The organism is Candidatus Skiveiella danica (assembly GCF_022705245.1).
In the GTDB taxonomy this organism is placed as follows: domain Bacteria; phylum Pseudomonadota; class Gammaproteobacteria; order Burkholderiales; family Burkholderiaceae_C; genus Skiveiella; species Skiveiella danica.
On the sequence record NZ_JAKJEW010000009.1, the window covers coordinates 52,746 to 68,292 of the forward strand.

13 protein-coding genes are annotated in these 15,547 nt (G+C 66.8%); 10 read left to right on the top strand and 3 right to left on the bottom strand.

The annotated features are described in order from the left end of the window. Positions 1-27: 27 nt before the first annotated feature. Positions 28-555 carry an NUDIX domain-containing protein gene (locus ACMUOY_RS07115; protein WP_413892002.1) on the top strand — a complete coding sequence of 176 codons (528 nt, stop codon included), beginning with the start codon at positions 28-30 and terminating at the stop codon, positions 553-555. A gap of 32 nt (positions 556-587) precedes the next feature. Continuing rightward, on the top strand, positions 588-815 hold the full coding sequence (locus ACMUOY_RS07120) for a sulfurtransferase TusA family protein (protein WP_413892003.1): 228 nt from the start codon (positions 588-590) through the stop codon (positions 813-815). 53 nt (positions 816-868) lie between these two features. On the opposite strand, the gene galU is transcribed toward ACMUOY_RS07120, so the two are convergent. Both galU and ppc read right to left on the bottom strand, forming a co-directional pair. Next, a complete protein-coding gene (gene galU / locus ACMUOY_RS07125; protein ID WP_413892004.1) occupies positions 869-1,756 on the bottom strand; it encodes a UTP--glucose-1-phosphate uridylyltransferase in 888 nt (295 codons plus the stop codon). A 31-nt stretch (positions 1,757-1,787) separates the two neighbouring features. Next, positions 1,788-4,676 (bottom strand): phosphoenolpyruvate carboxylase, encoded by a 2,889-nt coding sequence (gene ppc, locus ACMUOY_RS07130; protein WP_413892005.1) that lies wholly within the window; start codon positions 4,674-4,676, stop codon positions 1,788-1,790. Positions 4,677-4,730: 54 nt separating this feature from the next. On the opposite strand from ppc, the gene hemC reads away from it, so the two are divergent. From hemC to ACMUOY_RS07150, 4 genes are read left to right on the top strand one after another with little or no spacing between them, the layout of a single operon-like run. Then, positions 4,731-5,690 carry a hydroxymethylbilane synthase gene (hemC, locus tag ACMUOY_RS07135; RefSeq protein WP_413892006.1) on the top strand — a complete coding sequence of 320 codons (960 nt, stop codon included), beginning with the start codon at positions 4,731-4,733 and terminating at the stop codon, positions 5,688-5,690. Positions 5,691-5,744: 54 nt separating this feature from the next. Next, entirely contained in the window at positions 5,745-6,569 is an 825-nt protein-coding gene (locus tag ACMUOY_RS07140) for a uroporphyrinogen-III synthase (RefSeq protein ID WP_413892007.1), read from the top strand. Next, positions 6,566-7,633 (top strand): uroporphyrinogen-III C-methyltransferase, encoded by a 1,068-nt coding sequence (locus ACMUOY_RS07145; RefSeq protein WP_413892008.1) that lies wholly within the window; start codon positions 6,566-6,568, stop codon positions 7,631-7,633. The genes ACMUOY_RS07140 and ACMUOY_RS07145 overlap by 4 nt, the downstream gene beginning before the upstream one ends. Before the next feature lie 50 nt (positions 7,634-7,683). Further along, positions 7,684-8,973 (top strand): heme biosynthesis HemY N-terminal domain-containing protein, encoded by a 1,290-nt coding sequence (locus ACMUOY_RS07150; protein WP_413892009.1) that lies wholly within the window; start codon positions 7,684-7,686, stop codon positions 8,971-8,973. A gap of 70 nt (positions 8,974-9,043) precedes the next feature. On the opposite strand, the gene ACMUOY_RS07155 is transcribed toward ACMUOY_RS07150, so the two are convergent. Continuing rightward, positions 9,044-11,953, bottom strand: coding sequence for an Rne/Rng family ribonuclease (locus ACMUOY_RS07155; RefSeq protein WP_413892010.1), 2,910 nt, complete (start codon positions 11,951-11,953; stop codon positions 9,044-9,046). Between the two features lie 527 nt (positions 11,954-12,480). Between ACMUOY_RS07155 and ACMUOY_RS07160 the strand changes: the two genes are divergently transcribed. The 4 genes from ACMUOY_RS07160 to ACMUOY_RS07175 are packed head-to-tail and all read left to right on the top strand — an operon-like array spanning position 12,481 to position 15,536. Next, positions 12,481-13,479, top strand: a complete 999-nt coding sequence (locus ACMUOY_RS07160; RefSeq protein ID WP_413892011.1) for an RluA family pseudouridine synthase — start codon at positions 12,481-12,483, stop codon at positions 13,477-13,479. Further along, positions 13,454-14,101, top strand: coding sequence for an HAD family hydrolase (locus ACMUOY_RS07165; protein ID WP_413892012.1), 648 nt, complete (start codon positions 13,454-13,456; stop codon positions 14,099-14,101). The genes ACMUOY_RS07160 and ACMUOY_RS07165 overlap by 26 nt, the downstream gene beginning before the upstream one ends. Positions 14,102-14,136: 35 nt before the next feature. Then, entirely contained in the window at positions 14,137-14,499 is a 363-nt protein-coding gene (locus tag ACMUOY_RS07170) for a Rieske (2Fe-2S) protein (RefSeq protein WP_413892013.1), read from the top strand. After that, positions 14,496-15,536: a S49 family peptidase gene (locus ACMUOY_RS07175; protein WP_413892014.1), complete on the top strand. Its 1,041-nt coding sequence runs from the start codon at positions 14,496-14,498 to the stop codon at positions 15,534-15,536. The genes ACMUOY_RS07170 and ACMUOY_RS07175 overlap by 4 nt, the downstream gene beginning before the upstream one ends. Positions 15,537-15,547 lie beyond the last annotated feature (11 nt).

The following is a 15,547-nucleotide window of genomic DNA, read 5'->3' on the forward strand; positions in this document are numbered from 1 at the left end:
TCACATCAGTAGTATCTGGCTGCTTTCATGACGCACGAGTACCGCTTCTGCCCGCGCTGCGCCACGCCCTTGTCGGTGGTGGCGCAGATGGAGGACGGCGGCGAGAAAGCCCGGCTGCGTTGCCCGGCCTGCGATTTCACGCACTGGAACAATCCGACGCCCGTGCTGGCGGCGGTGATCGAATACGACGGACAGATCCTGCTGGCACGCAATGCCGCCTGGCCGGGACGCATGTTTGCGCTGATCACGGGCTTCATGGAGGCGGGCGAGACGCCACAAGAGGGCATCACGCGGGAGATTCATGAGGAAACCCATCTCACGACGAACGCGCTCAACCTGATCGGCGTCTACGACTTCCAGCGCATGAACCAGGTCATCATCGCCTACCACGCGGTCGCCACCGGTGAAGTGCGGCTGTCGCCGGAATTGGCGGAGTACCGGCTCTACGCGCCGGACGCGGTGCGGTGCTGGCCCGCCGGCACCGGCTATGCGCTGGCCGACTGGCTTCGTGCGCGCGGCCATGAGCCGCGATTCATCGATCCGTTCAAGGCCTGAATGTCTAGAATGCGCGCCACACAGGAGACCCCATGCACATCGACAAGGAAATCGACACCCGAGGCCTGAACTGCCCGCTGCCCATTCTGAAGGCCAAGAAGGCATTGTCCGAAATGGAAAGCGGCCAGCTGCTGAAAATCGTAGCGACCGATGGCGGTTCGATGCGCGATTTCAAGGCCTTTGCGCGGCAGACCGGCAACGAACTGGTCGAGCAGCAGGAGGTCGGCAGCGAGTTCATCCACGTGCTGCGCCGGCGCTGAGGCGCAAGGCAGGCCGGCGCGCGTCCGGGCGGAGCACGGCCTGACTCGTTGATTCAGAGCGTCAGCGAGCGCAGGTAGTCGCGGAAATGGGCGCCCACTTGCGGGTGTTGCAAGGCCAGCTCCACGGTCGCTTCAAGAAATCCTTCCTTGCTGCCGCAATCGTAGCGCTTGCCTTCGTACTGGAACGCATAGACGGCCTCATGGGCCAGCAGGCGGCTGATGGCGTCGGTCAACTGGATCTCGCCACCCACACCGGTCGGCTGGTTGCGGATTTCCTGGAAGATGCGAGGCGTCAGGATGTAGCGGCCGGCGACGCCCATGCGGGAGGGGGCCTCCTCCGGCGCCGGCTTCTCGACGATCTTTTCCAGCCGGATCAGGTTGCGCCCGGCCGGCTCGCCCGCCACGATGCCGTAGCGGCGCACCTGGTCGGCGGGGACTTCCTGGACGGCCAGCATGGAACGCCCCATCTTTTCGAACGCCGCCACCATCTGGCTCAGGACGCCGCTGCCGCCCGGCGGGCCGGTCATCAGGTCGTCGGCCAGCAGCACGGCAAAGGGCTCGTTGCCCACCAGGCGCTCGGCGCACAGCACCGCGTGGCCCAGGCCCAGCGATCGGGCCTGGCGCACGTAGCTGCAGACCATGTCGGCCGGCTGCACCGAGCGCACCAGCGCCAGCAGTTCGTCCTTGTGCGCGGTGGACAGCTCATTTTCCAGTTCGTAGGCGGTGTCGAAGTGGTCTTCGATCGCGCGTTTGCTGCGCCCGGTGACAAAGACCATGTGGCGCACGCCAGCGGCGTAGGCTTCCTCGACCGCGTACTGGATCAGCGGCTTGTCCACCACCGGCAGCATCTCCTTGGGAGCGGCCTTGGTGGCAGGCAGAAACCGGGTGCCGAGGCCGGCAACAGGGAAAACGGCGGTATGGATTTTCTGAACGGTGCTCATGGGTGCCGAGCATACCGCGCGGCGCGACCCCTCAGCCTGTGTTGCGCAAGCCGGCGGCGATGCCGTTGATGGAAATGTGGATGCCGCGACGCACGCGCTCGTCGGCCTTGCCTTCCCGGTAGCGCCGCACCAGCTCCACCTGCAGATGGTGCAGCGGGTCGATGTAGGGGAAGCGGTGGCGCATGGAGCGCGCCAGCGCCGCGTTGCTGGCCAGGCGGTGCTTTTCACCGGTGATCTGGCCCAGGGCCTCTGCGGTGCGGTGCCACTCGGCCTCGATAGCGGCAAATACCCGCTTGCGCAGGCGCGTATCGGTGACCAGTTCGCTGTAGCGCGAAGCCAGCGCCAGGTCGCTCTTGGCCAGCACCATGTCCATGTTGGACAGCAGGGCACGGAAAAACGGCCACTGTCGGTACATCTTCTGCAGCAGGGCCAGCGCTTCCTTTCGCGCTGCCGGTGTGGGCTGCTTCAGAAAGGCTTCCACCGCCGAGCCGAAGCCATACCAGCCCGGCAGCGTCAGCCGACACTGGCCCCAGCTGAAGCCCCAGGGGATCGCGCGCAGGTCCTCGATGCGCTGCGATGCTTTGCGCGATGCCGGGCGCGAGCCGATGTTCAGCTCGGCGATCTCGCGGATCGGCGTGGCGCCGAAGAAATAGTCGGTGAAGCCCGGCGTTTCGTAGACGAGCGCCCGGTAGGCCGCCATGCTGGCCGCAGACAGCGTCATGGCCGCGTCCAGGAAGGCAGGCGGCGCGGGCTTGGTGGGTTGCAGCAGGGTGGCTTCCAGTGTGGCGGCGACGAGGGTCTCCAGGTTGCGCCGGCCGATTTCCGGATTGGCGTACTTGGAGCCGATCACCTCGCCCTGCTCGGTGAGGCGGATCTGCCCGCGCACCGTGCCCGGCGGTTGGGCCAGAATGGCCTGGTAGCTGGGGCCCCCGCCACGCCCGACGGTGCCGCCCCGGCCGTGGAACATGCGCAGCTGGATGCGGTGGCGCGCGGCCAGTTCGTCGAACAGTTCCACGAGTGCGATCTCGGCGCGGTACAACTCCCAGTTGCTGGTGAAGATGCCGCCGTCCTTGTTGCTGTCCGAGTAGCCCAGCATGATGTCCTGCTCGGCACCCGAACGCTGCACCAGCCGCGCGACGCCGGGCAGTGCGTAAAAGGCGCGCATGATGTGCGCCGCGTTGCGCAGGTCTTCGATGGTTTCAAACAGCGGCACGACGATGAGGTCGCAGATGGCACCCTGGTCGGCGCCGCGTTCTTCGCCCAGCGTGCCCTTCATCAGGCCCACTTCCTTCTGCAGCAGCAGCACCTCGAGCAGGTCGCTCACCGACTCGGTGTGGCTGATGATGTAGTGGCGGATGGCCTGTCGGCCGTAGCGCTCCAGCATGACCTTGGCCGTCTCGAAGATCGCGAGTTCGTCGCGGGTCAGGTCGCCGTAGGTCGCGCCCATCACACGTAACGGTCGCGCATCGTCAAGCAGACGCATCAGCACATTGCGCTTGGCGTCTTCGTCCAGACGGGCATAGGCGGGCTCGATGCGGGCCGTGGCGAGCAGTTCAGCCACGACCGCTTCGTGCTTGTCGGAACTCTGGCGCAGATCGACTGTCGCCAGGTGAAAACCGAACACTTCCACCGCGCGGATCAGCGGGTGCAGGCGCTGGGTGGCCAGGGCTGCGCCGTGGTGGGTCTGCAGCGAGGCTTCAATCACCTGCAGATCGGCCAGGAAGGCTTCCGGGCTGGGGTAGGGATTCTGGGGTGCGACGGCGTGGCGCGCCGCGTCCCCGCCGGTCAGTGCCTTCAATGTGGCGGCTAGGCGCGCGTAGATGCCGGTCAGCGCGCGCCGGTAGGGCTCGTCCTGGCGGTGGGCATTGGTGTCGGGTGACCGCTCGGCCAGCGCCTGCATGTCGGCCGAGACGTCGATCAGCATCACCGACAGCGACAACTCGCCGCCCAGGTAATGCACCTCGGTCAGGTAATGCCGCAGCGCCACATCGGCCTGGCGGCGCAGCGCATAGGCCAGCGTGTCGGCGGTGACGTTGGGGTTGCCGTCGCGGTCGCCACCGATCCACTGACCCATGCGCAGGAAACTGGCCACCCGGTGGCCCGACAGTTCGTGTTCCAGTTCGGCGTAAAGCTTGGGAATTTCGCGCAGGAAGGTGGATTCGTAGTAGCTCAGGGCGTTCTCGATCTCGTCGGCGACGGTGAGCTTGGTGAAGCGCAGCAGGCGCGTCTGCCACAGCTGCATGACGCGGGCACGCAGCTGCGCCTCGTTGGCGGCGAGCTCGCGCGGGGTGAGTGCGTCCTTGGCCGCGCTGATGGCCGCCGCGGCGGCGCGGGCGCGGATTTCGTCGCGCTCGGTCAGCAGGTTGGCGATGTTGCGTTCGGCGTCCAGGATGCTCTTGCGCTGCACCTCTGTGGGGTGCGCTGTGAGCACGGGCGAGACAAAGCTGTGCGCCAGCGTGGCGGCCACGGTCCGCGGCGTGATGCCGGCCCAGCGCAGGCGCTGCAGCGCAACTTCGATGCTGCCTTCTTGCGTGTTGCCGGCACGCTCGTGGATGGCCCGGCGTCGGATGTGATGCCGGTCCTCGGCCAGGTTGGCCAGGTGGCTGAAGTAGGTGAAGGCGCGGATCACGCTCACCGCCTGATCGCCTGACAAGCCCTTGAGCAGCTTCTTGAGGGCGCGGTCAGCCTCATGGTCGGCGTCGCGGCGAAAGGCCACTGACAGCTTGCGGATCTGCTCGATCAATTCAAAGGCGGCGGCGCCCTCCTGTTCCCGGATCACGTCCCCCAGGATGCGCCCGAGCAGGCGGATGTCGTCCACCAGCGGGCGCTCGTTCTCGCGGGGACGGGCGCCGGGCCGGCGCGGGGGCGTGCCAGCGGAATCCGGGTGCACGGGGCTGCTGGCGGTGGCGGCTGGTTTCATGGGTGGATACCTTCGGTGGAACGGGGCGGTCGCGGCTGGATGCAAGCAAGAGCCATGCTAGCATCGCCGTTCACCCGCGACCACCACTGGGCCACGACCTTGAGTACCTCTCCCATTCCCATCACCATCGCCACTCGGGAAAGCCGCCTGGCCTTGTGGCAGGCCGAACACGTGAAGGCGCTGCTGCAGGCGCGTGGCCACCGCGTCACCCTGCTGGGCATGACCACGCTGGGCGACCAGATCCTGGACCGCTCGCTCAGCAAGGTCGGTGGCAAGGGTCTTTTTGTCAAGGAGCTTGAGGTGGCGCTGGAAGAGGGGCGCGCCGACATCGCCGTGCACTCGCTCAAGGATGTGCCGATGGAACTGCCGGACGGCTTTGCGCTGGGTTGCGTGATGCAGCGCGAGGACCCGCGCGACGCCTGGGTCTCGCCGCACCATGCCACGCTGGGCGAACTGCCACCGGGCGCGGTGGTGGGCACATCCAGCCTGCGGCGCACCGTTCTGTTGCGGGCCTTGCGGCCCGACCTGCGGATCGAACCGCTGCGAGGCAACCTGGACACCCGGCTGCGAAAGCTGGACGAGGGGCAGTATGCAGGGATCGTGCTGGCGGCGGCGGGCCTGAAGCGGCTGGGTCTGGAGGCGCGCATCCGCCATATCTTTGCGCCCGAAGAAATGTTGCCCGCGGCCGGGCAGGGGGCACTGGGCATCGAAATCCGCTCCGACCGGGCCGACCTCGCGGCGGCGCTTGCGCCCCTGGCGCATTTCGAGACCTGGCGCGCCGTGGCGGCTGAGCGGGCCGTCAGTCGGGCGATGGGCGGTAGCTGCTCGATGCCGCTGGCAGCCTACGCCGTGCTGGATGAAAAGGGCATCCACCTGAAGGCGGCGTGGGGTGACCCCGAAGGCAGCACCACGCTGGTGACGGCCGAGGGCTCCACGCCGACGCTGGACCTGATCGGCGCCGCTGCCCTGGGCGACCAGGTCGCGGGGCGACTGCGTGCCAGTGGCGCGCGTTGAGCGGGTGCCAGACGACGCATCCACCCGCATGCCCGTCCGCGGTCCTGATCTGCCATGACGTCTGGACGCGCAAGCTCAGCGGGCTCGCCGGTGCCGCCGCGGGCCCTGGTCACGCGGCCCGAACCCGAAGCGCGACGCTGGGCCGATCAACTGTGCGCCGGTGGCATCGAGGCCGAGGCCTTGCCGCTGATCGAAATCATCCCGCCCGTGGATTCACAGCCGGTGCGGCAGGCCTGGGCGCTTCTTGGGAGCTACGCGGCGGTCATGTTCGTCAGCGCGCACGCGGTCGAGCAGTTCTTTGAGCAAAAACCACATCTTCCCAGCGTTCAATGGTCCCAAAATGCTATCAATACGGTAGCATGGGCGACGGGCCCTGGAACCGGCCGTGCCTTGCTTCTGGCCGGGCTTGCGCCTCAGCAGATCGAGATGCCGGGCGCGGATGCGCCCCAGTTCGATTCGGAAGCGCTGTGGTTGCGCGTCGGCGCCCAGGTCCGGCCCGGCCAGCGCGTGCTGATCGTGCGAGGCGCCGACGCGCAGGGAATGGAAGCCGGGCGGGACTGGCTGGGCGAGCAACTGCAGCGTGCGGGTGTGCAGGTTGACCGGGTGCTGGCCTACCAGCGCGGTGTTCCGGTCTGGAGCGACGCGCAGCTTGCACGGGCGGGTGCAGCCGTCAACGATGGCACGGTCTGGCTGTTCAGCAGTTCCGAGGCCATCGCCAACCTGTTGGATCGCTTGCGGGAACGGGACTGGAGCGCAGCGCGGGCAGTGGCGACGCATCCACGCATCGCAGCCAGCGCGCGGCGGGCCGGCTTTGGTGTTGTTTGCGAGTCACGCCCGACCCTGGAGGCCGTGATGTCGTCGATAAAATCGTCCGGATGAATCCGGCGTCCATCCCAGAACCTGCTGTCGAGCCCGTCGGCGGTGAAGCGGGTTCGGCGCTGGCGCCGCCCGTGGCTGGCCCAACAGGCCTCGCGCGCGGCATGGTATGGGCGATTGGCGCCGTCGCGACAGTGGCACTGGCAGCCAGCGGCTTCATCTGGCAGAAGGTCTCCGGGATGCAGGAGCAACTGGCACGCCAGAGCGCTGACGCCGGTGCGGCTTCGGTCGAGGCGCGGGCCATGGCGCGCCAGGCCATGGAGCAGACCCGCGAAACGGCGGCCCGCCAGGCGCTGACTGAAGCCAGACTCAGTGAAGTGTCCCTGCAGCGCACCCAGCTTGAAGAACTGATGCAAAGCCTGTCGCGCTCGCGGGACGAAAACCTGGTGGTCGACATCGAGTCCGCATTGCGCCTGGCCCAGCAGCAGGCCCAACTGACGGGCAGTGTGGATCCGCTGCTGGCGGCGCTGCGCAGTGCCGACCAACGCATCCGCCGCGCCGGCCAGCCCCGCCTGACGCCACTGCAACGCGCCATCGGCCGTGATATCGACCGCATCAAGTCCGCCACACTGGCTGACCTGCCGGCCCTGCTGGTCAAGCTCGATGAACTGGTGCGCCTGGTGGACGATCTGCCGGTGGCCAATGCGGTCGGTGCCTTGCCTGCAGGTGGGCGCGCGGCAGTCGACGTCCGCGCCGAGCCACAGGCCTGGTGGCAGCGCGGCCTGGCCGTGATTGGTCAGGAGATTCGGGGTCTCGTGCGCGTCAGTCGCATCGAGCAGCCCGAGGCGGCCCTGCTCTCGCCCGAGCAGTCCTTCTTGCTGCGCGAGAACCTCAAGCTCAAACTGCTGAACGCGAAGCTCGCCTTGCTGGCACGCCAACTGGAGTCGGCCCGGGCCGATCTCGTAGCGGCGTCGACTGCCTTGAGCAAGTACTTTGATCCCGCCTCGCGCAAGACCCAGACCGCCGCCAGCCTGCTGTTGCAGGTGCAGGGCCAGATGCGCGCCACTGATCTGCCCCGGCTTGACGACACGCTTGCTGCGCTCGCCACGGCGGCGGCGGGGAGATGAGCATGCTGGCGGCAGGATTCCTCCATTCCAGCGTTGCGGGCGGGCTCTGAATGCGCGCGGCCCTCTGGCTCCTGGCCCTGTTTGCCGTGGCGGTGGCGACAGCCCTGTTTGCCGGCAATAACCAGAGCACGCTGACGCTGTTCTGGCCGCCCCATCGGATCGACCTGTCGCTCAATCTGGTGCTGATGGCCCTGGTGGCGGCTTTTGTTGTGCTGCATCTGGCGCTGCGCGCCTTGTCGGCGCTGTTCGAAATGCCAGTCCAGGCGCGCCGATGGCGCGCGCAGCAGAAGGAGCGTGCCGCCCACACCGCGTTGCTGGACGCGCTGGGGCATCTTCTGTCGGGGCGCTTCATCCGGGCGCGAAAAGCGGCGATGGCTGCATTGGCGCGCGAGAAGGCGCTGGACACGGCCGGCGAGCGCTTGTCCCATGCGGCGCAGTTGCGCACGATCGCCCATCTCGTGGCCGCCGAAAGCGCGCAGGCGCTGCAGGACCGGGCCAGCCGTGATGGGCACCTGCAGCGGGCGCTGGAGCTGACCCAGGGCCGATCCGGCGCGGCCCTGCAGGAAATCCGGGAAGGCGCCCAGTTGCGTGCTGCGCGCTGGGCACTCGACGAGCGTGATGTGCAGGCTTCGCTGGGCTGGCTCGAAGCGCTGCCGGGCGGTGCGCAGCGCCGCACCGTGGCCCTGCGCATCCGCCTGAAGGCCGCGCGCCTGGCCCGGCAGACGTCGATTGCGCTGGAGACCGCACGCCTCTTGGCCAAGCATCGGGCATTTTCTCCTGAGGCCGCGCAGAGCCTGGTCCGGGGGTTGATGGGCGACCTGATCCAGGGCGCGCACGATCTGGCCCAGTTGCAGCGCGTCTGGAACGGCCTGGACGCGTCCGAGCGTTTGATGCCCGATATCGCCATCCAGGCCGCCCGGCGTTTGCTGGAGGTCAATGGTGACGGAGCATTGGCCTGCGCCTGGCTGCTTCCGGTCTGGGAGGCCGCGATGGAGCAGCCCGGCGCGTTGAACGATGTCCAACGGGTCCGTCTGGTGCGGACGCTTGAAGATGGGCTGGCGGCTGACACCAGCGCCGAGCGGGGCTGGCTGGCGCGCATCGAACTCGCGCAGCAGCGCCATCCCCGCGACACGGGCTTGCAATACCTGGCAGGCAAGGCCTGCATGAATCGCCAGCTGTGGGGCAAAGCTCAGCAGTTGTTGGCCCAGGCGGCAGCAGGCTTGCAGGATCCGGAACTGCGAGCGCGTGCCTGGCGTGCGCTGGCTGAGCTGGCCGAACAGCGCGGCGACGCCGACGGAGCCGCACAGGCGTGGAAGGCTGCAGCGCTCGTCCTGAAATAAAAAAGCCGGATGGCTGCCCATCCGGCTAGATGCACTTTCGTGGGGCGGTCGAATCGGCCGCCACGCCTTTCTAGAAGGGCAGGTTCAGGTTGCGCAGATCCTTGCGGGTTTCAACCAGGACCAGCGGACCTTCGTCGGAAATGACCAAGGGCGGGCGTTCCCGCGGCACATGGATCGGCGCCGGTTCGGCGGCGATTGCCGCCTGCACAGCGGCAACCTTGTCCGCATCGGAGTTCACCCATTGCAGGCCCGACCGCTCGGCGATCTGGCTCAACTCATCCATTGGCAGGGTGAAGAGGGTCACGGCGGGCATGGACGGCACGCTGGCTGCGGCGATGGCGGGCACTGGAGGCGTCGGCCTGGGCGTTTCGGCAGGCGCCGCAACCGGTGCGTGGTGCGGCGCGACGTTGGCGCTGGTTTCTAGCATGGCCGATGCCTCGGCCGTGGCCGACGAGGTCGGGCGGTCGAAATAGGAGCGCGCGACGGGTTCGCGTGCCTCGCCGGTGTCCATGGCGGAATCCTGCTCGGTCGCTTCTTCTCTAGGGGCCCGTTCACGATCGCCGGCTCGCTCGCCGTTGCGTTCCCGGCGGTCGCGGCCGTAACGGTCGCGCGAGCGGCGTTCGCGCCGTTCCTCACCCTCGGGGCGTGCGTTCTGGCCTGCTCCATCGGTGGCGCCGGCATCCAGAGCGGCTGCAGCGACCAGGTCGGGCGTGTCGGCATTCGCCGCGGCAGTCTGGCGGTCGGAACCGTCTTCGGCTCGCGCACCGCCGCCACTGCGGCCTTCAGGGCGTTCGCCGCGCTCCCGGCGGCCTTCACCTCGTTCGCCGCGTTCACGACGGCCTTCACCGCGTTCACCCCGTCCGGCGCGTTCCTGACGGGGTTCGCCGTTGTCCAGGGTCACGGCCACGCCTGCATCGGCAGGTACTCCGTTGGCCGCCATTGCGGACGACCCTTCACGGCGATCGCGGGCACCGTTGCGCTCGCCACGCTCGCTGCGCGGCGGGCGCTGCTCGCCCTCGCGGGTTTCCGGGCGCGGCTCGCCACGGCCTTCGCTGCGGCTGTCGCGCCGGCCGTCACGGCCGCCACGGCGCTCGTCACTGCGTCGGCCGTCGCCACGTCCCTCACCACGACGGCCGTCACGGCGTTCGCTGTCGCGGCCGCCGCGTCCTTCGCGTTTCTCTTCTTTGCGCGCGGCCGGTGCAGCCGATGCCGGCGCAACAGCCGGGACCGGTTGCGGCTGCGGCGCTGCGCCGAACAGACTCTTGATCCAGCCCATGAAGCCCTTGGCGGCGGGTGCCGGTGCAGGGGGCGCTGTCGGCGCGGGGGCCGCCGGGGCTGCTTTCACGGCTTCCGGACGCGGCTGCGCGACCGGCGCGGGCGCATCCGGCAGAACACCCTTGATGACCGGCGTCTGCTTGTTGGTGGGTTCCTGGGAGCGACGGGTCACGGCGGTGGGGTCTTCGACCTCGTCGGCCATCTTGTAGCTGGCCTCGATGTTGTCCAGCCGCGGATCGTCGTGCTTCAGTCGCTCGAGACGGTAGTTGGGGGTTTCCAGCGTCTTGTTGGGCACCATCAGCACGTTGATGCGCTGCTTCAGCTCGATCTTGGCAATTTCCGGGCGCTTCTCGTTCAACAGGAACGAGGCCACGTCCACCGGCACCTGGCACATCACCGAGGCGGTGTTGTCCTTCATGGACTCTTCCTGGATGATGCGCAGGATCTGCAGGGCCGAGCTTTCGGTGTCGCGGATATGGCCCGAGCCGCCGCAGCGCGGGCAGGGGATGGAGGAGCCTTCGCTCAGGGCCGGCTTCAGCCGCTGGCGGCTCATCTCCATCAGGCCGAACTTGCTGATGGAGCCGAACTGGACGCGCGCCCGGTCCTGGCGCAGCGCGTCGCGCAGGCGGCTTTCCACCTCGCGGCGGTTCTTGGACTCTTCCATGTCGATGAAATCGATGACGATGAGGCCGCCGAGGTCGCGCAGGCGCATCTGGCGGGCCACTTCGTCGGCGGCTTCCAGGTTGGTGCGGGTGGCGGTTTCCTCGATGTCGCCGCCTTTGATGGCGCGGGCGGAGTTGACGTCCACGGAAACCAGCGCTTCGGTATGGTCGATCACGATGGCGCCCCCGGAGGGCAACTGCACCGTGCGGGCGTAGGCTGACTCGATCTGGTGCTCGATCTGGAAGCGGCTGAACAGGGGCGCGTCGTCGCGGTAGCGCTTGACCCGGGCGGCATGCTCGGGCATGACGTGGCTCATGAACTGCTGCGCCTGCTCGTAGATGTCGTCGGTGTCGATGAGGATGTCGCCGATGTCGCTGTTGAAGTAGTCGCGGATGGCGCGGATCACCAGGCTCGATTCCTGGTAGATCAGGAAGGCGCCCTTGGCGCCCTTGGCGGCGCCGTCGATGGCCGTCCACAGTTTGAGCAGGTAGTTCAGGTCCCACTGCAGTTCCGGCGCCGAGCGGCCGATGCCGGCGGTGCGCGCGATGATGGACATGCCGTTCGGGTATTCGAGCTGGTCCATGGCCTCCTTGAGCTCGGCCCGGTCGTCACCCTCGATGCGCCGGCTCACACCGCCGCCGCGCGGGTTGTTCGGCATCAGCACCACATAGCGTCCGGCCAGCGAGATGAAGGTGGTCAGCGCGGCGCCCTTGTTGCCGCGTTCTTCCTTTTCCACCTGCACCAGCAGTTCGTCACCTTCGCGGATCACGTCCTGGATGCGGGCCTGGCTCACCGACACGCCCTGCGCGAAATACTGGCGGGAAATTTCCTTGAACGGCAGGAAGCCGTGGCGGTCTTCGCCGTAGTCGACGAAGCAGGCTTCCAGGCTGGGTTCGACCCGGGTCACCACCGCCTTGTAGATGTTGCCTTTGCGCTGTTCGCGCCCCTCGATCTCAATTTCGTAGTCGAGCAGCTTCTGCCCGTCCACGATCGCGAGCCGGCGCTCCTCAGCCTGCGTCGCGTTGATCAGCATCCGTTTCATAGCGGAACCTTTTTTTCAAAACATAGTACCTGCCCTCGTGGGGCCAACGATGCCTGAACTGACGCTCTGAAACGAAAGGAATTGCCGGAGGAGCCTGTGGCTGGGTCGAGACTTATCTCAGCAGCCGGGGCGTGGGCGCGTGGAAGAGGGCGAGAGGAGGTGGGTGTTGATCCGCTGTCAGGGAGACAGCGGCAGTCGTCCAACGGACGCCTGGTGGGGTCGAATTCACGCCCGCAGGCGAGGCTGTCAGCCATCGCCAGAAGGTAAGAATTGACAATATCAACACAAAGATCTCGCTTCAATCCGTTCGAGAGCAGGGCGCTCCCGAACCTGTATTCCGTATCGGGGTTTCATGGCGTCGGATCGGCTTGCGAGCGTGCGTGCCACTGTCGGCGGGGGCCTCCAGTCTGCAGGCAATGCGCGCAAGTGGCATCGACCTTCCAGCGCCGCTGGGTGTGAAGGCTGGACTAAACTCCCCAATCGGAAAGCAACTTCCATTCAAATCAACCACTTACAGCTAGACGCTAGTGAACAAGATTATAGGGGGCAACCTCGCCCCCGCAAGCGCTCAGGGTCAACCCCAAGTTCGCAGCGTCGTGGTCGATGAGGAGTCCGCGGGACAGCGGCTGGACAATTTTCTGATCCGGCACCTGAAGGGGGTGCCCAAAACCCACGTTTACCGGATCATCCGCAGCGGTGAAGTGCGCGTGAACAAAGGGCGCGCGGGCGCGGACACCCGTGTGGTGGCGGGCGATGTGGTGCGCGTGCCGCCGGTGCGGACGTCGGAGAAGGCGGCTCAGAAGGTGGAGATGCCGGCGCCGGGCCGCGAGTTTCCGCTGCTGATGGAAGACGAATCCCTGCTCGCGATCGACAAGCCGGCCGGCGTGGCGGTCCACGGGGGCTCGGGTGTGAGCTTCGGGGTCATCGAGCAGTTGCGACAGGCCCGACCCCAGGCACGCTTTCTTGAACTGGTGCACCGGCTGGACCGGGAAACCAGCGGCATCCTGCTGGTGGCGCGCAAGCGCAGCGCACTGAAGCATCTGCAGGACCAGTTCCGTGAGCGCGAAACCGGGAAAACCTATCTGGCGCTGGTCGTCGGTGATTGGCCCGCCAGCCGCAAAGTGATCGACGCCCCTCTGCACAAGTACCTGCTCGCCGACGGTGAGCGTCGGGTGAAGGTGGTGGGCAAGGACGATCCGGATGGCATGAAGTCGGTGACGCTGGTCCAGGTGCGCCAGCGTCTGACGGGTTTCACCTTGCTGGAGGTCACCATCAAGACGGGCCGCACCCACCAGATCCGGGTTCACCTAGCGTCGCAGGGTCACCCCATTGCCGGGGACGACAAGTACGGCGATTTCGAACGCAACAAGGCCCTGCAGAAGCAGGGGTTGCGCCGCATGTTCCTGCACGCCTGGCGGTTACAGTTCAATCACCCATCGACTGGCGAGCGTCTGGAGTTGCTGGCGCCCCTGCCACCCGAGCTCGAATCCTTTCTCCACCATGTCCGTCCGCCCCCGACAGTTTGACCTGATTGCCTTCGACTGGGATGGCACCCTGTTCGACTCCACCGCCCTCATCACCCGCAGCATCCAGCGCGCCGTCCAGGACGTCGGGGGTTCGCCGCCCAGCGACCGCGATGCGTCGTTTGTGATCGGCATGGGACTGATGCAGGCCCTGGCCCATGCCGCACCCGATGTGCCGAAGGAAAGATATCCGGAACTGGGTGCCCGCTACCGCCACCACTATGGGCTGCATCAGAACGACATCAGCCTTTTTGATGGGGTGCTGCCTTTGCTGGACGATCTGCGCCGGCGCAACCATCTGCTTGCCGTGGCGACGGGCAAGAGCCGAGGCGGCCTCAACGAGGCGCTGCGGGCCGCTGAACTGCGCGGCACCTTTGACGGTTCGCGCACGGCCGATGAGACCGCCGGCAAGCCGGATCCGCTGATGTTGCAGGAACTGATGCGCGAGTTTGACGTGCCACCCGAGCGGACCCTGATGATCGGCGACACCACGCACGACCTGCAGATGGCGCTGAACGCCGGGTGTGCCAGTGTGGGCGTCAGCTATGGTGCGCACGAGCCGGACGGGTTTCATGCGCTGAAGCCGCGCTTCGTGGGACACACGGTGCGCGAACTGCATGACTGACTGCTGGCCAACGGCTGAGCGTCCAGGGGAATGTCATGATTGAGTTGTGCAACAGCGGCGATCTGGTGGATGGCGGTGAGGCCGTCGCGTTCGACGTCGTCTACGACGGGCGAACCTGCCGGGCTTTTGCCGTCCGGTTCCAGGGCCAGGTGCAGGCTTACCTCAACCGCTGCAGCCATGTGGCAATGGAAATGGACTTCCGGCCCAACCGTTTTTTTGACACCACGGGCCAGTGGCTGATCTGTGCCACGCACGGCGCGCTCTATCGGCCCGACACCGGGGCCTGCGCCGGCGGACCCTGCAACGGCGGCCTGATCCGCATAGCCCTGTCGGAGAAGGATGGCGTGGTCCACTGGCATACTGATCGCAACACGCAACCCCTTGATTTCCCATCATGACCGACCCGAATCTGCCTGAAATCCCGTCTTCGGAAGAAAAAAGACCAGAACCCAGCGTCGAAAGGTCAAAGCCTGCTATTGAAAAGGAAGCGACTGGTGCCCCGTTCGGAACGCCCGGCTGGGAACGTGCGACGCTGGAGCGGCTGGCGTTTGCCTCGCTGGAGGAACAGCGCTCCGCGCGGCGCTGGCGCAATTTCGTCCGGCTGGCCTGGTTGCTGGCTTTCGTCGTTCTCGGCTGGACCATCTTCAGCCGCAGTGCGCCAAGCAGCGACCCGAGCGCGCCCCATACGGCGGTTGTCGAAATCCGGGGCGAAATCGACGCCGGGCGTGAATCCAGTGCCGAAACAGTGGTTCTGGCGATGCGGGGCGCACTGGAGGACAAGGGCTCGCAGGCGCTGGTGTTGCTGATCAACTCTCCTGGAGGAAGCCCGGTGCAGGCCGGGATCATCAATGACGAGATCGTGCGCCTCAGGGCGCTGCACAAGAAGCCGGTTTACGTGGTGGTGGAGGATACCTGCGCCTCGGCCGCCTATTACATTGCCGCGGCGGCCGACCGGATTTACGTGGACAAGGCCAGCATTGTCGGCAGCATTGGCGTGTTGATGGATGGTTTTGGCTTCACCGGTCTCATGGAGAAGATCGGTGTGGAGCGGCGTCTGATGACTGCGGGCTCCAACAAGGGCTTTCTCGATCCGTTCAGTCCCCAGAGTGAGGCCCAGCGCGCCTACGCACAGACCATGTTGAACCAGATCCACCAGCAGTTCATCGCAGTGGTCAAGAAGGGACGCGGCACGCGCCTGAAAGAGACGCCGGAAATGTTCAGCGGCCTGTTCTGGACGGGGCAACAGGCCGTGGAAATGGGTCTGGCCGATGGTTTCGGAACCCTGGATCAGGTCGCCCGTGAGGTCGTCAAAGCCGAGGACATCATTGACTACACGCGCCGCGAAAACGTCGCGGAGCGGCTGGCCAAGCGCTTTGGTGCGGCCGTCGGTGCAGGCGCAGTACAGGCGCTTCGCAGCGCACCACCGCTTCGCTGATGGCGGCCGGG